We start from the raw sequence: 17,407 nt of genomic DNA, 5'->3' as shown, positions 1-17,407 counted from the left end.
CGCCGTTTCGGTCAGTCGGTCAAGCGCGGACGTGAGCGGGCCGGTTTTCGCGTGGTGCGGCGACGCGGCGCGCGCGTACGTGAGGGGCGTGCACGCGCTCTACGTGATCTCGGTCTGGCTCCACATCCTCGCGGCGATCACGTGGATCGGCGGGATGTTCTTCCTGGTGCTCGTGGTGGTGCCGTGGATGCGGCGGGGCGAGCGCGCGGCGGGCGCGAAGCTGCTGCAGCAGACGGGCGCGCGGTTCCGGAACGTGGGCTGGGCGTGCTTCGCGGTGCTGCTGGTGACGGGGACGTTCCAGCTCGCGATGCGCGGCGTGGAGCTCGGGGACTTCGTCGATCCGGTGTGGCTCGGGTCGTCGGTGGGCAGCGCGATCGCGCTGAAGCTCGGGGTGTTCGCGATCGTGCTGGCGATCAGCGCGGTGCACGACTTCGTGCACGGACCGCGCGCGACGCGCGCGGTGCAGGCGGACCCGGGCTCGCGCGAGGCGGAGCGAATGCGGCGCAGAGCGTCGATGCTGGGTCGGGTGAACGTCGTGCTCGCGATGCTGCTGGTGCTGCTCGGCGTGGTGATCGTGCGCGGCTGGCCGTGAACGATTCGCGCGGAATCGCCGCGCGAGACGCGCGTTTCACGCTCCATGCTGCAGCGCGAGACGGCGGCGACGTGGCCGCGCGTGTATGGGCCATCGCGGCGGCAGCGCTTGTGGTTCGGCGGCGTCCTCGCGGCGTCCGCCGCCGTCGGGATCGTCCTCCCGATCGCGGTGGCGCTCACGGGCCCGGTGTCCGTTCCGCTCGGCGCCGTCGCGCTCGCAGCGTTCTGCGTCGTCTTCACCGGGCTCAGCGCGTGGGGGCTCGTCGCGCTCTGGTACGACCGCATCCTGCTTCACGCCGATGCGATCGAGGTCGTACGTCTCGGTCGCGCGACGGTGCGTCTGCGACGCGACGAGATCCGAGGCCGTCGTGTGCTGCCCGCGCCCACGCTCGTGCTCGAGCGGCACGAAGGAAGGCCCGTGCGCATCGGAGTCGCGTTCGAGGCGGACGCGACCTTCGAGGAATGGTTCGCGTCCGTGCGCGACCTCGATCGCGAGGACGTCGCACGCGCCGAGGCGGTGCTGCTCGCGCTCGGGCCGACCCAGGCCGACGCGATGCGCGCGATGCAGTCCGCGCGGCGGGTCGCGAGGGTGATGAACGCTGCGACCTTGATCGCCTGCGCGTGGGGCACGGTCTACCCGCGTCCGCGCGCGCTCGTCCTCGCGATGCTCGCGGTGCTCCCGATCGTCGCGATGGGCGTGCTCGCCACCGGCGGCGGGCGGTACTCGACGGAAGGCGAGCGCAACGATCCGAGGGCGCGGCTCGCCCTCCCGCTCGTGATGCCCGGCGCCGTGCTGTTGCTGCGCGCGCTCTACGACTTCACGACGATGGATGTCGGCGTGCTGGCCGGGTGGGTCGGCGCGTGCTTGGTCGGACCCACGGTGCTGCTCGTCCTCTTCGAGCCGGCGCTTCGCGCACGCTGGTGGAAGCCGCTCGTCTTCACCGTCGTGTTGGGCGGCTACGCGTGGGGCGTGCCGGCGCACGCGAACATGATGCTGAGCTCGGGGCCCGCGACCACCACGGAGGTCGAGGTGCTCGGCAAGTTCGTGTCGAGCGGTCAGGGCGGAGGACCGCAGCTGCACCTCGCGCCGTGGGGCGAGCGCGACGAGGAATCGGTGCGGGTGAGCCGCGCGCTCTATCGCGAGACCGAGGTCGGCGAGCGTGTGTGCGTCGACGTCCGCGACGGCGCGCTCGGCGCGCGCTGGTTCGTGGTGCGCGCCTGCGAGATCACACCGCCTTGAGCTTCAGCGTCTCGCCGCTGCCGAACGTGCGGGGCGCCACGCGGAACCCCGGCGCGACCACGCGCAGCGCGCCGTCCTCGTCGTTCACGCCCTCGCCCACGAAGTACGAGCGCGACTCGGGCGACACCATCCCGCGCAGCTCGCCGAGCCGCGCGCGCGCCGCCGCGCCGTACAGCGCGTATCCGTGCAGGTCCGCCTGCACCGCGCAGTCCTCGAGCGCGCCGCGTCCACCGATCGCGTCGCCGCGCCGGAGGCGCACCGCCGCGTCGAGCAGCCCGCCCCAGATCGGACCGTACGGCAGCGGATGTTTCCCCAGCTTCTTCGCGATGCGGGCGACGCGACGCAGCCCGCTCGTGTCGCCGTGATCGGCGCACGCGAGCCACAAGCGTCCTTCGAGCGCCTGCATCTCCGCCCCCCACGTCACGACCCAACCGACCGACGTGCGCTGCACGCCCGCGAGCCGCGCGAGGTGCTCGCGCAGCTTCGGAATGCCGACGCCGCGATGCAGATCGATCTCGGCCTCGGCGCGCACTCGGTACCAGTCGTTGCCGCCCCAGCGACCGAGCGCGGTCTCCGACACGCGATCGAGCTCGATGCGCGCCGCGTCGGGGCCGTCCTGCAGCAGCGGACCGAGGTTCGCGGCGAGCGTCGCCGTCGTCTCGAGGTACACGTTGCCGCGCCACACCGCGTCGCGCCGGAGCCGCACCAGCTCGCGCCGCAGCGCGTCGACGCGCCCGAGGTAGCGCTGGCATCCGAGCACGAACACGGCGACCTGCGACGCGTTCGCGACGCGCTGCTGCGGCTCCTCGCTCCAGATCGACTCGCCTTCGCGGAAGAGCGCGATCGCGGCCTGGAAGCGCCCCGAGAAATAGCAGCGGATCGCGTCGCCGATGCGGAGCCACGCGCGATGCTCGATCGCGGTGTCGCCCTCGAAGAGCTGATGCGCGAGCTGCGATGCGCGCATCGCGTGCTCGAGCCCGGACGCGTCGAACGTCAGCGAGATCCCGGCCTCGCGGCACAAGCAGAGCCCGAGCATCGCGCGGTCGCGCGTGCGCAGCGCGATCACGAGCGTGCGCGCGTGCAGCCACGTCGCGAGCAGCGGATCGAGGATCGGCAGGTGCATGAACGCCGTCATGTACAGCCGGTGCTCCGCCGCCGAGCGCGCGGGCGCCGCGCCGTCGACGTGCGCGGGCAAACCGAACATGCGCAGGCGCGTGCGGTGCCAGAGGTACGCGATCGCCGTCGTGATCCGCGAGCGCGGGATCGTCACGCCGACGTCGCGGCACAGACGACGCAGGAGCTCGAGCGCCTGGTTGACGTGACCGCTGATGGAGAGCTGCTCGAGCGCGCGCGTGCGCAGCTCGAGCGCGCAGCCCGCGTCCGTCGTCGCGTCCGCCGCCGCGAGGAAGCCTTGCGCGGCTTCGAGCGCGCCGCGCCCGGCGTTCGAGAGCGCGCTCGAGAGCGCGAGGCGCAGCCCGAGCTCGCGCTGACCGTCGTGACGGCCGAGCTCGAGCGCGAGGCGATAGAGCTCGGCCGCGCGATCGAACGCGAGCGTGCGCTCGGCGCGGCGCGCCGCGATCTCCGCGGCCTGCGCGGCGCGCTCGGTGTGCCCCGCGGCCGCGAGGTGACGCGCGAGCTCGAGCGTGCCGTCGTCGTCCCCCGCGACGCGCGAGAGCGCGTCCGCGAGCGCGGCGTGCACGCTCGCCTTCACCGGCTGCGCGAGCCCCGCCTCGACCGCCTCGCGGATCCGATCGTGCCAGGGCTCGAGGCGTCCTCCCTCGGCGCGCGCGCGCAGCAGCTGCGCGCCCACGAGATCGTCGAGCGCCGCCGCGCACCGCGCGCGCGGCAGCCCCGCGGCGGCCTCGATCACCTCGCGCGAGAGCGGCACGCCCGCGACGCACACCAGCTCGAGCACCACGCGCGCGTCCTCCGGCAGCGCCCGCGCGCGCTCGCGGATCACGTCGTCGAGCCGCAGCGTCGCGTCGCGATCGCCGAGGCGATGCAGCAGCTGGTGCAGGAACATCGGGTGACCGCCGCTCTCGCGCACGATCTCGTCGAGCGCGCCGGTCTCCGCGCCTCCCTCCGAGAGCTCGCTCGCGAGCGCGCGCGTCTCGCTCTCGCTGAGGCGCCCGAGCTGCACCGTCGTGGACTGGAAGCTCGGCGCGGTCTCGAACGTGGTCGTCGTCTCGGTCGAGAGCGCGTCGTTCGTGGGCAGACCGCGCTGCGTGATCACGAGCACGAGCGGCGGTGACTCGGGGTGCGTCGCGAGATCGCCGAAGAGCAGATCGCTGTCGCGATCGGCCCAGTGCCAGTCGTCGATCGCGACGATGATGGGGCCCTCGCGCGAGAGGTTGCGCAGGAGCTCGCGGAACGCGTCGAACGCCTCGCGGCGCATGCGCTCGGGGTTGCGCAGATCGGGCGGGCCGTCGGTCGCGACGAGATCGGCGATGCTCTCGACGCGCGCGAGCACCGGGAAGACGCGCACCAGCGCGGGCACGCTCGGCGGCACGAGCCATCGCACCTGCGCGGTGCCGCGCGTCTCCTCGAGCCTGCGCAGGTGCCGCGTGAGCGCGTCGATCACGCCGTCCCACGCCTTGTAGGGCACGAGCTCGTTCGCGTAGCAGCGCCCGGTGAGCCGCACGACGTCGGCGTGCGCGTGCTGCACGTCCTCGAGGAAGCGCCGCACCAGCGCGCTCTTGCCGACGCCCGACTCGCCGACGACGCGCAGCACGATCGGACGGCCGCGGCGGCGGTGCTGCTCGAACGCGGTGCGCAGCACGCGCAGCTCGCTGTCGCGACCGACGAACGGCACCGACGTCGCGGGCTCGCGCAGCGCCGACTCGGTGACCGGCGCGCCGGCGATGCGCAGGATCGACGCGAGCTCGGGGCGCTCGCCGGGATCGGGCGCGAGCATCTCGACGACGAGCGCGTCGAGATCGGCGGGGCAGGGCACCATCGCCGAGGGCCACGGCGGCGCCTCCTCGGCCTTGCGCGCGAGCACGCGCACCGGCGGTCCGTCGAACGGCACGACGCCGGTGATCGCCTCGAAGAGCATCGCGCCGATCGAGTACCAGTCCGCCGCCGGACCGACGGCTTCGCCGGTCGCCTGCTCGGGCGCCATGTACACGACCGTCCCCTCGATCGCGCGTCGCGTCGCGGTCGAGCCACCGAGGTGCGGGCGCGCGATGCCGAAGTCGATCAGCACGACGCGCCCTTCCGGCGTGACGAGCACGTTCGACGGCTTGAGGTCGCGATGGACGTGCCCCGCCGCGTGCAGCGCGGCGACGCCCGACGCGAGCTGACCGAGCGCATGACGCAAGCGATGCTCGTCGAAGCCGTTCGGCGAGGCTGGTGTCGCAGTGCGGCCGAGGAGATCGATGCTCCGGGTCGCGCTCGGCCGCCCCTCGGCGACGAGCGCCGCGTCCGCCGAGTCGAGCTCGATGCGCAGCGTGTCGTCCGCGGAGGGCGTGCTCGGCGGTCGCGAGCGCGACGTGTGACGACCGCGGATCCACGTGAGCAGATCGACGCCGTGCACGCGCTCCATCGTGAAGAACCACTCGCCGCCCTCGCCGAAGAGCTCGCCGAGGCGCACGAGGTTCGGGTGGCGCAGGTCCGCGAGCGTCCGGAACTCGCGCTTGAAGTGATAGACGCTCTGCGCGCTCGGCGCGTCGCGCATGACCTTCAGCGCGACGAGCGTGCCCTGCTCGCGGTCGTGGGCCTCGTAGACGATGCCCATGCCGCCGCGCCCGAGCACGCCCGTGATCTCGAACCTGCCGCGCAGCAGATGGCCAGGCGCCAGTGAGAGATCCACGGCCGATGATTGTATTCGTTCTGCGCGTCGCTTCGTGCTCCGATCTCGCATCCGCCATGCGCTCACGAGAGGCGCGCGCGTCCCACACGATGCAACTCGAAGCTGCGCCCGCGCGCTCGCTTGGTGCATCCTCGCGCGCCATGCGCATCCAGCTCGCTCCGATCGTCTGCCTGCTCGCGCTCGTCGCGTGCGGCAACGACGACACCGAGGCCGATCGCGTCGGCGTCGCCGCCGAGTGCACCGTCGCCGCCGACTGTCCGGTGATCGAGTGCGACGTCGAGCCCTGCCCGGTGCTCGCGTGTCTGACCCAGTTCGCCGGCGGCTACTGCGGGATCGCCGACTGCACCGCGGACGTCGACTGCCCCGAGGGCTCGGCGTGCGTCGCGCACGACGACGGACGCAACTACTGCTTCCGGCTCTGCGCGAACAAGCCCGAGTGCAACCTGCGCCGCTCGGCCGACGTCGAGGCGAACTGCTCGTCGAGCGTGGACTTCGTCGAGCCGCAGTCGCTGCGCGCGTGCGTTCCGCCCTCGTCGGGCATCTGATCGCGTGGGCCCGCGCGAGCGCGCGTTCGTGATCGTGCTGTCGATCGTCGTGCTCGGCGCGACGCTCTCGCCGCTCGTGCGTCATCCCGACGAGGACACGTTCCCGCTCAGCACGTACCCGATGTTCTCCCACGCCCGGCCGCGCGAGCTCGTGATGGTGCACGCGCTCGGGCTCGACGACGCGGGCGCGCGCACGCCGCTGCCGCCGATGATCAGCGCCGCGAACCGCGAGGTGCTGCAGTCGATGGCGACGCTGCAGCAGGCCGTGCGAGGCGGTCGCGCGCGCGCGCAGTGCGAGGAGATCGCGGCGCGCGTCGCGTCCGGCGAGGGGCTCGATCACGTGGTGCGCGTCGAGATCGCGACCGACACGTTCGACGTCGTCGCGTACTTCGAAGAGGACCACACCGATCCGCTCGCGCGCTCCGTGCACGCGACGTGTGCGGTGCCGCGATGATCGAGCGCTTCTGGTTCCCGCGCACGCCCGCGCTGCGCCTCGCGACGCTGCGCGTGCTCGTCGGCGGCTACGGCCTCGTCTATCTGCTGGTGCGCCTGCCGCACTTGCTCAGCTACGCGCTCGACGATCTCGGGCGGTTCGCGCCGGTCGGCATCGTGTCGCTCGCGCCCGCGCCGACGCTGCCGTGGCTCTATCGCGCCCTCGTCGCGCTGCTGATCCCGACGAGCATCGCGTTCGTGATCGGGCTGCGACACCGCGTGCTCGCGCCGCTGCACGCGGCGCTGCTGCTCTGGGTGCTCACGTACTCGAACAGCTGGGGGAAGATCCTCCACACCGACAATCTCTTCCTCATGCACGTGATCGTGCTCGCGCTCGCGCCCGCGTCGGACGCGCTCTCGATCGACGCGCGCGGCCGCGCGCCGGTCGACGATCATCCGCGCTACGGCTGGGCGCCGCGGCTGATGGTCGCGGTCGCGGCGGCGACGTACCTGCTCGCCGGCATCGCGAAGCTGCGGAACAACGGGCTCGACTTCGCGATGGGCGAGACGCTGCGCAACTTCGTGGCGTTCGACAACGTGCGGAAGATCGAGCTCGGCTCGACGTTCTCGCCGCTCGGGGCGGCGCTCGTGCCGTACGTCGGTCTCTTCTCGATGCTCGCGTGGGGGAGCCTCGCGCTCGAGCTCGGCGCGCCGCTCGCGCTGCATCCGCGCATCGGGCGCGCGTGGGCGATCGGCATGTGGAGCTTCCACGTGGGCGTGCTCGCGCTGATGGCGATCGGCTTCGTGTACCCGCTGAGCTTCATCGCGTTCGCGCCGCTCTTCGACGTCGAGCGCATCTGGCGCGCGAGGCCGCTGCGCCGGCTCGCGATCACTGGATGACGACGCCGGCGCGCGCGCTGAAGTAGAAGCCACCGAGCAAGTCGTCGTAATCGCCGGGGAATTCGTGACCCGGCTCCTGCGGGACGAAGTACGACACGGGCGTCGGCGCGCCGCCGAATTCGAGATCGACGGCGAGCGCGACGGTCGCCGGCACGACGAACACCAGGGTGCGCACGAACCCGCCGACGTAGCCGTGGAGCGTGCCCGAGAGGCGCTCGCGCCACGCGCCGCGCGTGTACTGGACGAGCTCCTCGAGCGTGGCGCGCGCGCCGACGTCGACCTCGAGCCAGTCGTTGCCGCCGAAGAGCACGAACGCGCTGAGCGTGCCGCGCACGACGAGCATCTCGTACATCCACTGGGTGCCGCCCTCGAGCCCCACGCCGATCTCGGCGCCGACGCCGAGCGTGCCGTCGCGCGCGATCTGGAACGCGAGGTCGATCCCGCCGAGCGTGGCCGGCGTGTCGGGCACCTGACGGAACGAGGCGAGCCCCACGAAGCGCGTGCGGAGCGGAGGCTCGGGCGTCGCGTCGATCACCGCGGGCACCGGCGCGGGCTCGGCCGCCCGCGCGGGTGCGGCGAGCGGCGCGGGCTCGGGCGTCGGCGCGGGCTCGATCTCGACGGGCGGTGGCTCGCGCCCTTCGATCGTCGCGAGCCACTCCGCGATCCAGAGCGCGGCGATCCGCGCCCGGCTCGACGACGGGAAGCCCGCCATCGCGAGCTCGGCGGGGCCACGCAGCGTCGTGCCCTCCGCGTCGAGCACGCGCGCCGACCAGACCTCGGCGTCGCAGTCCGCGATCACCACCTCGATGCGCAGCGCGGCCGCGTCCTCGGGGACGAGCTGCCACGACGCGCCGAGCTCGAGCGCGAGCGCGCCCGCCACCGCGCCCTCCGCGCCCGCGCATCCGTCGACGCGAACGCTCGCGTCGCGCGCGAGCACGCTCGACGTCGTCGCGATGATCGCGCTCGCGATCACGAACGCGATCACCCGGTGCATGCTCACTCGGCGATCGCGCGCGAGACCGACTCGCGCCACGCGCCCTCGGGGTACGCCCGCAGGTACTCGTCCGCCGCGCGCGCCGCGCCCTGCCGATCACCGCTGCGCACGAGCGCGTCGACCAAGCGCGCGCGCGCGGTCTCCTCGAGCGCGGGAGGGAGCCCGCCCGCGATCGCACGACGCAGATCGACCACCGCTTCGCCCGCGCGTCCGTGATCGAGCGCGAGCCGGCCGCGCGTGAAGCTCGCGAGCGCTGCGCGTCGATCGCCGCGGCGCTGCGCCGCGATCGCGAGGTGCTCGAGCGCCTCGTCGATGCGCCCCGCGCGTCGCGCCTCGTCGGCGCGGGCCAGGAGCGTGTCGATGTCTTCGACCGACGTGCGCGGCGCGCGACGCTGCGCGGGCTCGGGCAGCGCGGCGGCCGCGGGATCCGCGGAGGGCTCGGTGGGCTCGACGTCGCGCACCGGCGCCGGCGTCGCGACGTGGATCGACTCGCCCGCGCCGAGCGAGCGCACGCGATCGGGCACCGACTCGCCGCGCACCAGCACGCGCCCGCGCTCGACCTGCACACGCACTCCGTCGGGCGCGCGATCGACCTCGAACGCCGTGCCCACCACCTCGACCGTCACCGCGCCCGCCTCGATCGTCCAGCGTCGAGGTCCGCCCGGGCGCACGTCGAACCGCGCGCGTCCCTCGCGCAGGTGGAGCGAGAAGCGCTCTCCCGAATTCTCGAGCGGCTCGAGCGCCGCGCCGGGCGCGATCGCGATCACCGATCCGTCGTCGAGCGCGACCGACGCGCCGGTCACGCGGGCCGCGCGCATCGCCTCGTCGAGCGGCGCGCCGTGCGCCGCGAGCGGTCCGGGGCGCACGGTCGCGACCTCGCGCGGCCACACCACGAAGAGCACCGCGGCCGCCGCCGCGAGCACCACGCCGCCGGCGATCGCGCGACGTCGTCGCGTCGTGTCGGGCGCGTACGCGCGATGCGAGATCGCACGCCACCCACGTGCGAGGCGTGCCTCGTCGACCGGCACCTCGAGCGTCTCGCCGAGCTGGGTCCTGCGCTCGCTCATGCCTCGTCCCCCCTCGCGATCGACGCGCCGATGCGCGCCTGGATCTCCTCGTCCGCCGCGACGATCCGCCGCTTCACCGTCGCGAGCGACGCGCCCACGGCCTCCGCGATCTCCTGGAGCGGCCAGCCCTCGACGCGCCGCAGCGTCCACGCGATGCGCGCGTCCGCGGGCATCTCGCGCAGCAGCTTCGAGATCCGCGCGAGCTCCGCGCGCTCCTCGGGCCCCACGCCGTCCGAGGCGAGCTGATCGAAGCTCACCTCTTCGTCGCCGCGATCGAGCCCCAGCCGCTTCAGCAGTCCTCTGCGCCGCAGCCGCGAGCGCGCGAGGTTCGCCGCGATGCGTGCGACCCACGCGCCGAACGACGCGGGATCGCGCAGCGTCGCGAGGCTGCGCAGCGCCTTCACGAACGCGTCCTGCACCACGTCGTCGACCTCGGCGGTGCGCCCGAGCAGCAGCGTCGCCACGCGGATCACATCCTGCGCGTGGCGGCGATAGAGCGCCTCGCCGGCCCATCGATCTCCCGCGATCGCCCGCGCGACGAGCGCCGCGTCGTCCCCACCGCGCGCCGGCAGCGGCGTCACCACCGCGTCGCCGGCGGCGCGACGTTCGGTCGGTGATCGAGGGGTGTGCGACGCTCGCATGCGGGTCCGACGCTCGAGCGGACGAGAACGGCTCACGGCAAAAAAGATCGAGCCGAAGCACGGGCCCGGTGCGTCGAGCCGTCAACGTCCGCCAGAGGACGGGAAAGGGCAACCCTTCTCCGCCATGAGAGCCTTCGACATGCTTCGCTTCCTCTTCGCCGTCGCCGCGCTCGCCGCGCCCTTCTCCGGGTGTGATGGAGGCCCGACCCTCGAGGAGCTCAACCGTGTGAGCGCGGTGCGCGATCCCAGCGTCGACGACACGCCGCCCGACGCGCCGTTCCGGCCCGGCCAGCGCCGCGACGTCGGCGACGCGGACGCGACGATCGAGCCGGTCGAAGCGAACGAGTTCATGCGCGCAGTCACGATGCCCGGCGATCTCGACGGGGACGGCATCGGCGATCTCGTCGTGTGGGGCGAGCTCCCGAGCCCGCCCGAGATCGTGCCCTGTCACATGGGCTGCCCGGGGTTCTCGCAGCTCTTGATCCGCGTGATCTACGGATCGACCACGCTCGGCGCGGGCGGCGCGCTGCGCGCCGACGCGGAGGTGAGGAGCTGGTACGTGAACGGTCTCCGCCCTTCGGTCGACGCCGCCGGTGACGTGAACGGCGACGGCTTCGCGGACCTCGTCGTCGGCGTCGGCACGGAGATCGAGGGCGTGCAGGGCAACGCGTACGTGATCCTCGGCGGAGAGCGTCTGCGCGGTGACAACGACGTGCGCGACGTGGGCGTCCACCTCCGCGAGAACGGATCGACGCACTTCGATCAGGCCGCGGGCCTCGGCGACGTCGATGGCGACGGCCTCGCCGACTTCGCGGTCGGCGCGACGGAGTGGCCGAGGGCCGACGATCCGCGCGGGCGTCTCTACGTCTATTACGGCTCGGGCGACGCACCCGAGCGACGCAGCGAGGACGACGCGAGCGCCGCGATCACGAGCGAAGGCGCGACGCGCTTCGGCATCGCGCAGGCCGTGGGCGACGTGAACGGCGACGGCCGCGGCGACTTCTCGATCGGCGAGCAGGACGGCGCGGTGACGCGCGTGATGTGGCTCGTGCTCGGTCGCGCCGAGCGCTTCTCGGGCGACATCGACGTCGCGAGCGTCGGCACGCGCATCGTCGCGAGCGCGGTGCGCGGCCTCGGCGATCTCGACGGCGACGGCACCGACGATCTCGGCATCACCGCGGACGAGGGGGCGCGCGACGGGTTCGTGCTCTGGGGCCGCGCGGAGTGGCCCGACGCGATCGAGCCCACCGACGCCGACACGTGGATCGAGCGCGGCGAGGACACGCGCGCGAGCCCGATCGCGGCGCGCCAGATGCTGCCCGCGGGCGACGTCGACGGCGACGGTCACGCCGACTTCTTCTACGCCGATCCGCACTACTCGCCCGACGGCGCGGCGCGCGGCGCGGCGTATCTCTTCCGCGGCGCGCTCGCGCGCGCGAGCGGCGGGCACGGGCTGTCCGAGGCGACCGCGTTCCTCGGGCAGGACTGGCACGACGCGAACGAGCCGGGCCGGCGTCGTGGGTACGACTCGATCGGGCGCTCGATCGCATCGGGCTCGGACGTGAACGGCGACGGGATCGAGGATCTCGTGCTCGCCGCGGCGCAAGCGCCGGACGGTGGCCGCGGCTATCTCTGGCTCGGTCGGAGGGACGAGTGATCCGTGCGTTGTTGATCGCGCTCGTGCTGACCGCGTGCGCCGAGAGCCATCAGCGAGGCGACGAGGAGCCGATGCTCGACGCGACGATCGCCGATGCGGACGCGGGCACGCTCGACGCGGGCGGACGTGACGCGGGACGGCGCAACGACGCAGGACCGGGACCTCGGTGCGGGCCCAACCGCTGCCGCGGCGGCGAGATCTGCTGCCACGAGGAGTGCGGTATCTGCGCGTTCGAAGACGAGTGCGCCGACATCGTCTGCGGCGTGCGCTGATCGCTCTCCACCGAGGAAGTGCGCCCGGCCCGAGCGCACTTCCTCACGGCAGTTTCACACGCCAGCTGTCCGTCTCGGGCGGTTCCCTGCTACGGTCGTCCGCTTCCGGACTTCCCGGATTCTGAGGGAGCAAGCGCATGCGGTGGTCGTGGTCGTCTCGGGTGTGGTGGATGTCGGTCGTCCTCGCGACGGTCGTGGTGGCCCCAGGTTGCGGCGACGACGACGTGATGGACGTGGGCGACGCGGGTCGCGCCGATGCGGGTCGCGCCGATGCGGGCCGTGACGCGTCGACGCCGGTCGACGCGCAGGTCGAGGACGACGCGCAGGTCGACGACGACGCGCAGGTCGACGACGACGCGCAGGTGATGGAGGACGGCGGCATGGCCGACGGCTGCGTGCCGCTCGAGTGCGACGTCGACGCGTGCGGCACGGTCGACGACGGATGCGGTGGCACCGTCGAGTGCGGCGGCTGCGAAGCGCCCGACACCTGCGTCGAGAACGTGTGCTCGTGCACGCCGGTCACGCAGGAAGTCGCGTGCGGGACGCGCGAGTGCGGGACCGCGCCGAACGGCTGCGGCGGCCCCGACTACACGTGCGGCTCGTGCGAGAGCGGCGAGTCGTGCAACACGACCACGGGCGCCTGCGAGTGCGTGCCGGTGACGCAGGAAATCGCGTGCGGGACGCGCGAGTGCGGGACTGCGTCGAACGGCTGCGGCGGCGAGCACACGTGCGGCACCTGCGGCAGCGGCGAGACCTGCAACACGACGACGGGCGCGTGCGACTGCGTGCCGGTGACGCAGGAAGTCGCGTGCGGGACGCGCGAGTGCGGGACTGCGTCGAACGGCTGCGGCGGCAGCTACACGTGCGGCAGCTGCGAGAGCGGCGAGACCTGCAACGAGACGACGGGCGTGTGCGGCTGCGTGCCGGTGACGCAGGAAGTCGCGTGCGGGACGCGCGAGTGCGGGACGGCGTCGAACGGCTGCGGCGGCAGCTACACGTGCGGCGCCTGCGAGAGCGGTGAGTCGTGCAACACGACGACCGGCGTGTGCGAGTGCGTGCCCGTCACCCAAGAGGTCGCGTGCGCCGGCCGCACGTGCGGCACCGCGTCGAACGGCTGCGGCACCGACTACACGTGCGGCACGTGCCCGACGGGCGAGTCGTGCAGCGCGACGTTCCAGTGCGCGCTGCCCACCGTCGGCTGGTGCAAGCTCCAGTGGCCGCCGACCGCGACCTACGTCGAGGGCGGCAGCGTGACGGTCTACGGCCACGTCTACGTGGAGGGCCTGACCAGCCGCACGAGCGGCACCGACGTCGATCCCCGCGTGCTCGCGGCGGTCGGCTACGGCCCGGCGGACACGCAGCCGAGCACCACCGGCTGGGCGTGGACGAGCGCGAGCGCGAACACCGGCTGGGACGGCGGCACGTCGAACAACGACGAGTACCAGGGCTCGCTCGCCGCGCCCGCCGGCACGTGGGACTACGCGTATCGCTTCAGCACCGACGGCGGCGCGACGTGGGTCTACTGCGATCGTGACGACGCGGGCTCGACCGACGGCTACGAGCTCGACGAGGCCGGAGAGCTCACCGTGACTGCGTCGGTGGCAGCGCCGACGATCACGAGCGTGAGCCACGCCGCGCTCGCGCACGGGGCGCGCATCACGATCACCGGCACCGCGCTCGGCACGGCCACCGACGTGTCGATCGACGGCGTGATGCAGATGATCGAGTCGACGAGCGACACGAGCCTCGTGATCCGCGTCGTCGACGCGACGGCGGTCGGCACGGGCGGCGCGCTCACCGTGACCACGCCGACCGGCAGCGACAGCGAGACCGTCACCGTCGTGCACCTCGTGATCAACGAGCTCGACAGCGACACGACGAGCTCCCCGGAGGTGAACGAGTTCGTCGAGATCACCACGGGCCTGCCGAGCGCGATTGATCTCACCGGCTACTACCTCGTGCTGGTCAATGGGAGCACCGACACGACCTACGGGCCGTCGTTCGCCCTCGGCACGACGGATTCGGCGGGATATCTGCTCGCGGGCAACGGCGCGCTCGCGCCGGACATCACGTTCGCGAACGAGTTCCTGCAGAACGGTGCCGACGCGGTCGCGATCGTGCAGTCGGCGGGGCTCGTCGCGGCCGGAACTGCCGCCGCATCGCTACCGCTGCTGATCGACGCAGTCGCATACGACACCGCCGACCCAGACGACAGCGGTCTGCTCACGCCGCTGCTCGGCACCGCGCCGCGTGCGGTGCAGATCAACGAGAGCGAGAACACGACGCCCGCGGCCGACGCGATCCAGCGCTGCGGTGGTGCGCGCCTCGACGGGCGCTCGTTCCCGGTGATCGCGGCCCCGACGCCGCGCGCCGCGAACTCGTGCGCGTTCACCCAGGCCGAGCTGCAGACGCGCTTCGAGACGCAGTGCGCGAGCTGCCACGGCTCGAACGGCGGGTTCGCGGTCGGCACCGACTTCACGGCAGCGACGATCGGCGTCGCGTCGACGCAGCTGCCGGCGATGTCGCGCATCACCGCGGGCGATCACCTCCAGAGCTACCTCTGGCACAAGCTGAACGGCACCCACGTCACCGTCGGCGGCTCCGGCGTGCGGATGCCGTCGGGCGGGGCGGCGTGGAACGCGACCGATCTCTACCGCCTCGCGCATTACATCGATAGTCTCTGACGCGTGCCGGGTGCGCTCGACGTCCACGACCTGATCCGTGCCGCGGTGGCGATCACGATCGCTGCCGCGGCCGCGGCGCACGAAGGGCGCACCCGCACCATCCCGAGCTCGCTCTCGCTGCCGCCGATCGCGCTCGGCTTCGCGCTGGTGGTCGTCGACGGCAGGCTCGGCGCGACGATCGGCGGGCTCGTGCTCTCGGCCTTCGCGGCGCTCGTGCTCCTCGGCACGCGACGGCTCGCTGGCGGCGGCGCGCCGCTCGCGATCGCGCTCGGTGCGTGCGTCGGGCTGACGCCGGCGCTCTATGCGTGGATCGCCGCGGTGATCCTCACGTTCGCGGTGACGGGCCTGCACGCGCGCGTGTATCCCGATGCCGCCGACGCATGTCGTCCGACGCTGCTCTCGAGCCGCATCGCGCTCGTCGCGATCACCGTCGGCGTCGCCGTCGATCTCGCGCTGCAGGCGCGCACGCCCGCCTGATCGTTGCGGTCGCGCGTCGCCGGCCCCAAGGTGCGCGGCCCGTGCGACCCACATTGCGCGATCTCCTCGTCCTCGCGTGGCCGCTCGTGGTCTCGCGCGCGACCCAGACCATCGTCGGCCTCGCCGACGCGCTGATGGTCGCGCACCTCGGCGCGGGCGCGCTCGCGGCGACGACGGCGGGCGCGAACAACGCGTTCCTCGTGCTCATCCTGCCGATGGGCTGCGTGTTCATCGTGCAGAGCTTCGCGTCGCAGCTCTTCGGCAAGGGCGACGTGATCGGCGCGCGTCGCTTCGCGCTCTACGGGCTCGCGATCGCGCTCGTCACGCAGATCGTCGCGATGCTCGCGATCCCGGCGATCGACCCGGTGCTCTCGCTCTTCTCGTACGAGACCGACGTGCGCCGCGCGATGTCGGGGTACCTCGTGTACCGCTTGCTCTCCGCGGGCCCGGCGATCGGCATCGAGGCGCTCGGCGCGTACTACGGCGGCGTCGGCCGCACGCGCGTCCCGATGATCGCGAACCTCGTGCTGATGGTGCTCAACGTCGGGCTCAACTGGGCGCTGATCGACGGTCACCTCGGTGCGCCCGCGCTCGGCGTGGAGGGCGCGGCGATCGCGAGCTCGGTCGCGACCACGCTCGCGTTCGTCGGTCTGCTCGCGTACTTCCTGCGCGACGGAGCGCTCTCGCGCCCGCGCGTCGAGGAATTCGTCCGCACGCTGCGGTTCGGACTGCCCTCGGGCCTCAACTGGTTCTTCGAGTTCTTCGCGTTCAACCTCTTCGTCAACGTCGTCGTCGCGGGGCTCGGCACCGAGGTGCTCGCGGCGCTGATGGCGGTGATGCAGATCAACGCGGTCTCGTTCATGCCCGCGTTCGCGCTCGGGAGCTCGGGCGCGATCCTCGTCGGTCAGTCGATCGGTCGCGACGATCGCGACGACGTCCCGCGCATCGTGCGCATGACGTTCGGGACCGCCGCGACGTGGCAGGGGCTCGTCGGCCTCGCGTACCTGCTGCTGCCGGCCCTCATCTTCGCGCCGTTCGCGAGCGATCCCGACACGCGCGAGGCGCTCGTCGAGGTCGGCGTGCGCATGCTGATGCTGTCCACGTGCTGGCAGCTCTTCGACTCCGCGGCGACGGTGCTCGCGGAGGCGCTGCGCGCGGCGGGCGACACCGTGTGGCCGCTCGGCGCGCGCCTCGTGCTCGCATGGCTGGTGTTCGTCCCGGGCAGCTGGCTCGGCGTGCGCGTCCTCGAGGGCGGCGACGTCGCGGCGATGCTCTGCCTGACGGCGTACCTCGCGCTGCTCGCGCTGCTGCTCTACGTGCGCTTCCGGAGCGGCAAGTGGCGCACGCTCGAGATCACCGAGCCCGAGATCGCCTGACCGCGGTCCTCACTGCCAGCGGCGATAACGCTCGGTCGTCCCGTCGCCGTGATCGAAGACGAGCCACTCGAGGCCGTTCTCGTCGACCTCGATCGACCACCACATCGCGCGGGTCTCCTGACCCTGGGTGCGCTCGCCGTCGTTGCCGCAGCTGTTCGTGACGTGCGTCTTCACCCAGTGCCGATGCACGGTCACCTGATCGTCCTCGATCACCACGGTGCCGACCTCGGTGCCGAGCAGACGCATCGTGCACCCACCGACCGTCGACGTGATCACCGCGCCCGTCTCGTAGAACCCGTCGGGCTCGAGGATGAAGTAGAAGCCCTCGCCCGAGGGATCGAGCCACTCGCCGTTGTCGCGATCGTAGTACTGGATCGTCGACAGCGTGCCGGTGAACCACTCGCCCGCGAGCTCCGCGGGCACGGCGCTCCGCGGCGTGTCGGGCGCGTCGTCGTTGCGACATCCGCCGATCGCCAGCGCCGCCAGGACCGCCATCACGAAGATACGAACGCGCTTGCTCATGCTTCCCTCTCTCGGCGGCGTGCGATGGAATCCGTCGCACGCCGACGCCGAGTGATTGGACCGGAGCGCGTCACTCCGTCAGTGATGCGAACCTTGTCTTTTTCCTAAAATCTCCTGGTCCGTCGACGCGCTCGATGGCTCCCATCGGATCGCCCGATGACCGTTGACGCTCGTCGTGCTCGCGCTCCAGAGTGCGAC

General features: G+C 72.7%; 15 protein-coding genes. 10 read left to right on the top strand and 5 right to left on the bottom strand.

Going from position 1 to position 17,407, the window contains the following annotated elements; translation table 11 throughout:
* The first annotated feature begins 31 nt into the window (after positions 1 to 31).
* Together DB32_RS39625 and DB32_RS39620 are read left to right on the top strand one after the other, a co-directional pair.
* Complete coding sequence (locus tag DB32_RS39625) at positions 32 to 592, top strand: CopD family protein (protein ID WP_053237850.1); 561 nt, start codon at positions 32 to 34, stop codon at positions 590 to 592.
* A gap of 45 nt (positions 593 to 637) precedes the next feature.
* Complete coding sequence (locus DB32_RS39620; RefSeq protein WP_053237849.1) at positions 638 to 1,831, top strand: hypothetical protein; 1,194 nt, start codon at positions 638 to 640, stop codon at positions 1,829 to 1,831.
* On the opposite strand, the gene DB32_RS39615 is transcribed toward DB32_RS39620, so the two are convergent.
* Complete coding sequence (locus DB32_RS39615; protein WP_053237848.1) at positions 1,818 to 5,642, bottom strand: serine/threonine-protein kinase; 3,825 nt, start codon at positions 5,640 to 5,642, stop codon at positions 1,818 to 1,820. The two genes, DB32_RS39620 and DB32_RS39615, sit on opposite strands and share 14 nt — an antisense overlap.
* Positions 5,643 to 5,782: 140 nt before the next feature.
* Between DB32_RS39615 and DB32_RS48835 the strand changes: the two genes are divergently transcribed.
* From DB32_RS48835 to DB32_RS39600, 3 genes are read left to right on the top strand one after another with little or no spacing between them, the layout of a single operon-like run.
* Positions 5,783 to 6,187, top strand: coding sequence for a hypothetical protein (locus DB32_RS48835; RefSeq protein WP_053237847.1), 405 nt, complete (start codon positions 5,783 to 5,785; stop codon positions 6,185 to 6,187).
* Positions 6,188 to 6,191: 4 nt separating this feature from the next.
* Positions 6,192 to 6,641: a hypothetical protein gene (locus tag DB32_RS39605; protein ID WP_053237846.1), complete on the top strand. Its 450-nt coding sequence runs from the start codon at positions 6,192 to 6,194 to the stop codon at positions 6,639 to 6,641.
* Positions 6,638 to 7,519, top strand: a complete 882-nt coding sequence (locus DB32_RS39600; protein WP_053239110.1) for an HTTM domain-containing protein — start codon at positions 6,638 to 6,640, stop codon at positions 7,517 to 7,519. The genes DB32_RS39605 and DB32_RS39600 overlap by 4 nt, the downstream gene beginning before the upstream one ends.
* On the opposite strand, the gene DB32_RS39595 is transcribed toward DB32_RS39600, so the two are convergent.
* From DB32_RS39595 to DB32_RS39585, 3 genes are read right to left on the bottom strand one after another with little or no spacing between them, the layout of a single operon-like run.
* Positions 7,509 to 8,513: a hypothetical protein gene (locus tag DB32_RS39595; RefSeq protein WP_157070135.1), complete on the bottom strand. Its 1,005-nt coding sequence runs from the start codon at positions 8,511 to 8,513 to the stop codon at positions 7,509 to 7,511. The two genes, DB32_RS39600 and DB32_RS39595, sit on opposite strands and share 11 nt — an antisense overlap.
* 2 nt (positions 8,514 to 8,515) lie before the next feature.
* Entirely contained in the window at positions 8,516 to 9,580 is a 1,065-nt protein-coding gene (locus tag DB32_RS39590; protein WP_053237844.1) for a FecR family protein, read from the bottom strand.
* Complete coding sequence (locus DB32_RS39585) at positions 9,577 to 10,221, bottom strand: RNA polymerase sigma factor (RefSeq protein WP_083458350.1); 645 nt, start codon at positions 10,219 to 10,221, stop codon at positions 9,577 to 9,579. The genes DB32_RS39590 and DB32_RS39585 overlap by 4 nt, the downstream gene beginning before the upstream one ends.
* Positions 10,222 to 10,345: 124 nt before the next feature.
* On the opposite strand from DB32_RS39585, the gene DB32_RS39580 reads away from it, so the two are divergent.
* From DB32_RS39580 to DB32_RS39560, 5 genes are all read left to right on the top strand, one after another.
* Positions 10,346 to 11,878, top strand: coding sequence for an FG-GAP-like repeat-containing protein (locus DB32_RS39580; protein WP_053237842.1), 1,533 nt, complete (start codon positions 10,346 to 10,348; stop codon positions 11,876 to 11,878).
* A complete protein-coding gene (locus DB32_RS39575) occupies positions 11,875 to 12,150 on the top strand; it encodes a hypothetical protein (protein ID WP_157070131.1) in 276 nt (91 codons plus the stop codon). Before DB32_RS39580 ends, DB32_RS39575 begins: the two co-directional genes overlap by 4 nt.
* Before the next feature lie 137 nt (positions 12,151 to 12,287).
* Positions 12,288 to 14,834: a c-type cytochrome gene (locus DB32_RS39570; protein ID WP_157070128.1), complete on the top strand. Its 2,547-nt coding sequence runs from the start codon at positions 12,288 to 12,290 to the stop codon at positions 14,832 to 14,834.
* Between the two features lie 3 nt (positions 14,835 to 14,837).
* Positions 14,838 to 15,311: a hypothetical protein gene (locus tag DB32_RS47685; protein ID WP_053237839.1), complete on the top strand. Its 474-nt coding sequence runs from the start codon at positions 14,838 to 14,840 to the stop codon at positions 15,309 to 15,311.
* Between the two features lie 41 nt (positions 15,312 to 15,352).
* Positions 15,353 to 16,687, top strand: coding sequence for an MATE family efflux transporter (locus DB32_RS39560; protein WP_169791703.1), 1,335 nt, complete (start codon positions 15,353 to 15,355; stop codon positions 16,685 to 16,687).
* Positions 16,688 to 16,696: 9 nt separating this feature from the next.
* On the opposite strand, the gene DB32_RS39555 is transcribed toward DB32_RS39560, so the two are convergent.
* Positions 16,697 to 17,209, bottom strand: coding sequence for a hypothetical protein (locus DB32_RS39555; protein WP_053237837.1), 513 nt, complete (start codon positions 17,207 to 17,209; stop codon positions 16,697 to 16,699).
* Between the last annotated feature and the right edge of the window lie 198 nt (positions 17,210 to 17,407).

The organism is Sandaracinus amylolyticus (genome assembly GCF_000737325.1).
Taxonomy (GTDB): Bacteria; Myxococcota_A; Polyangia; order Polyangiales; family Sandaracinaceae; genus Sandaracinus; species Sandaracinus amylolyticus.
This window is presented reverse-complemented; position numbering and strand designations above follow the sequence as displayed.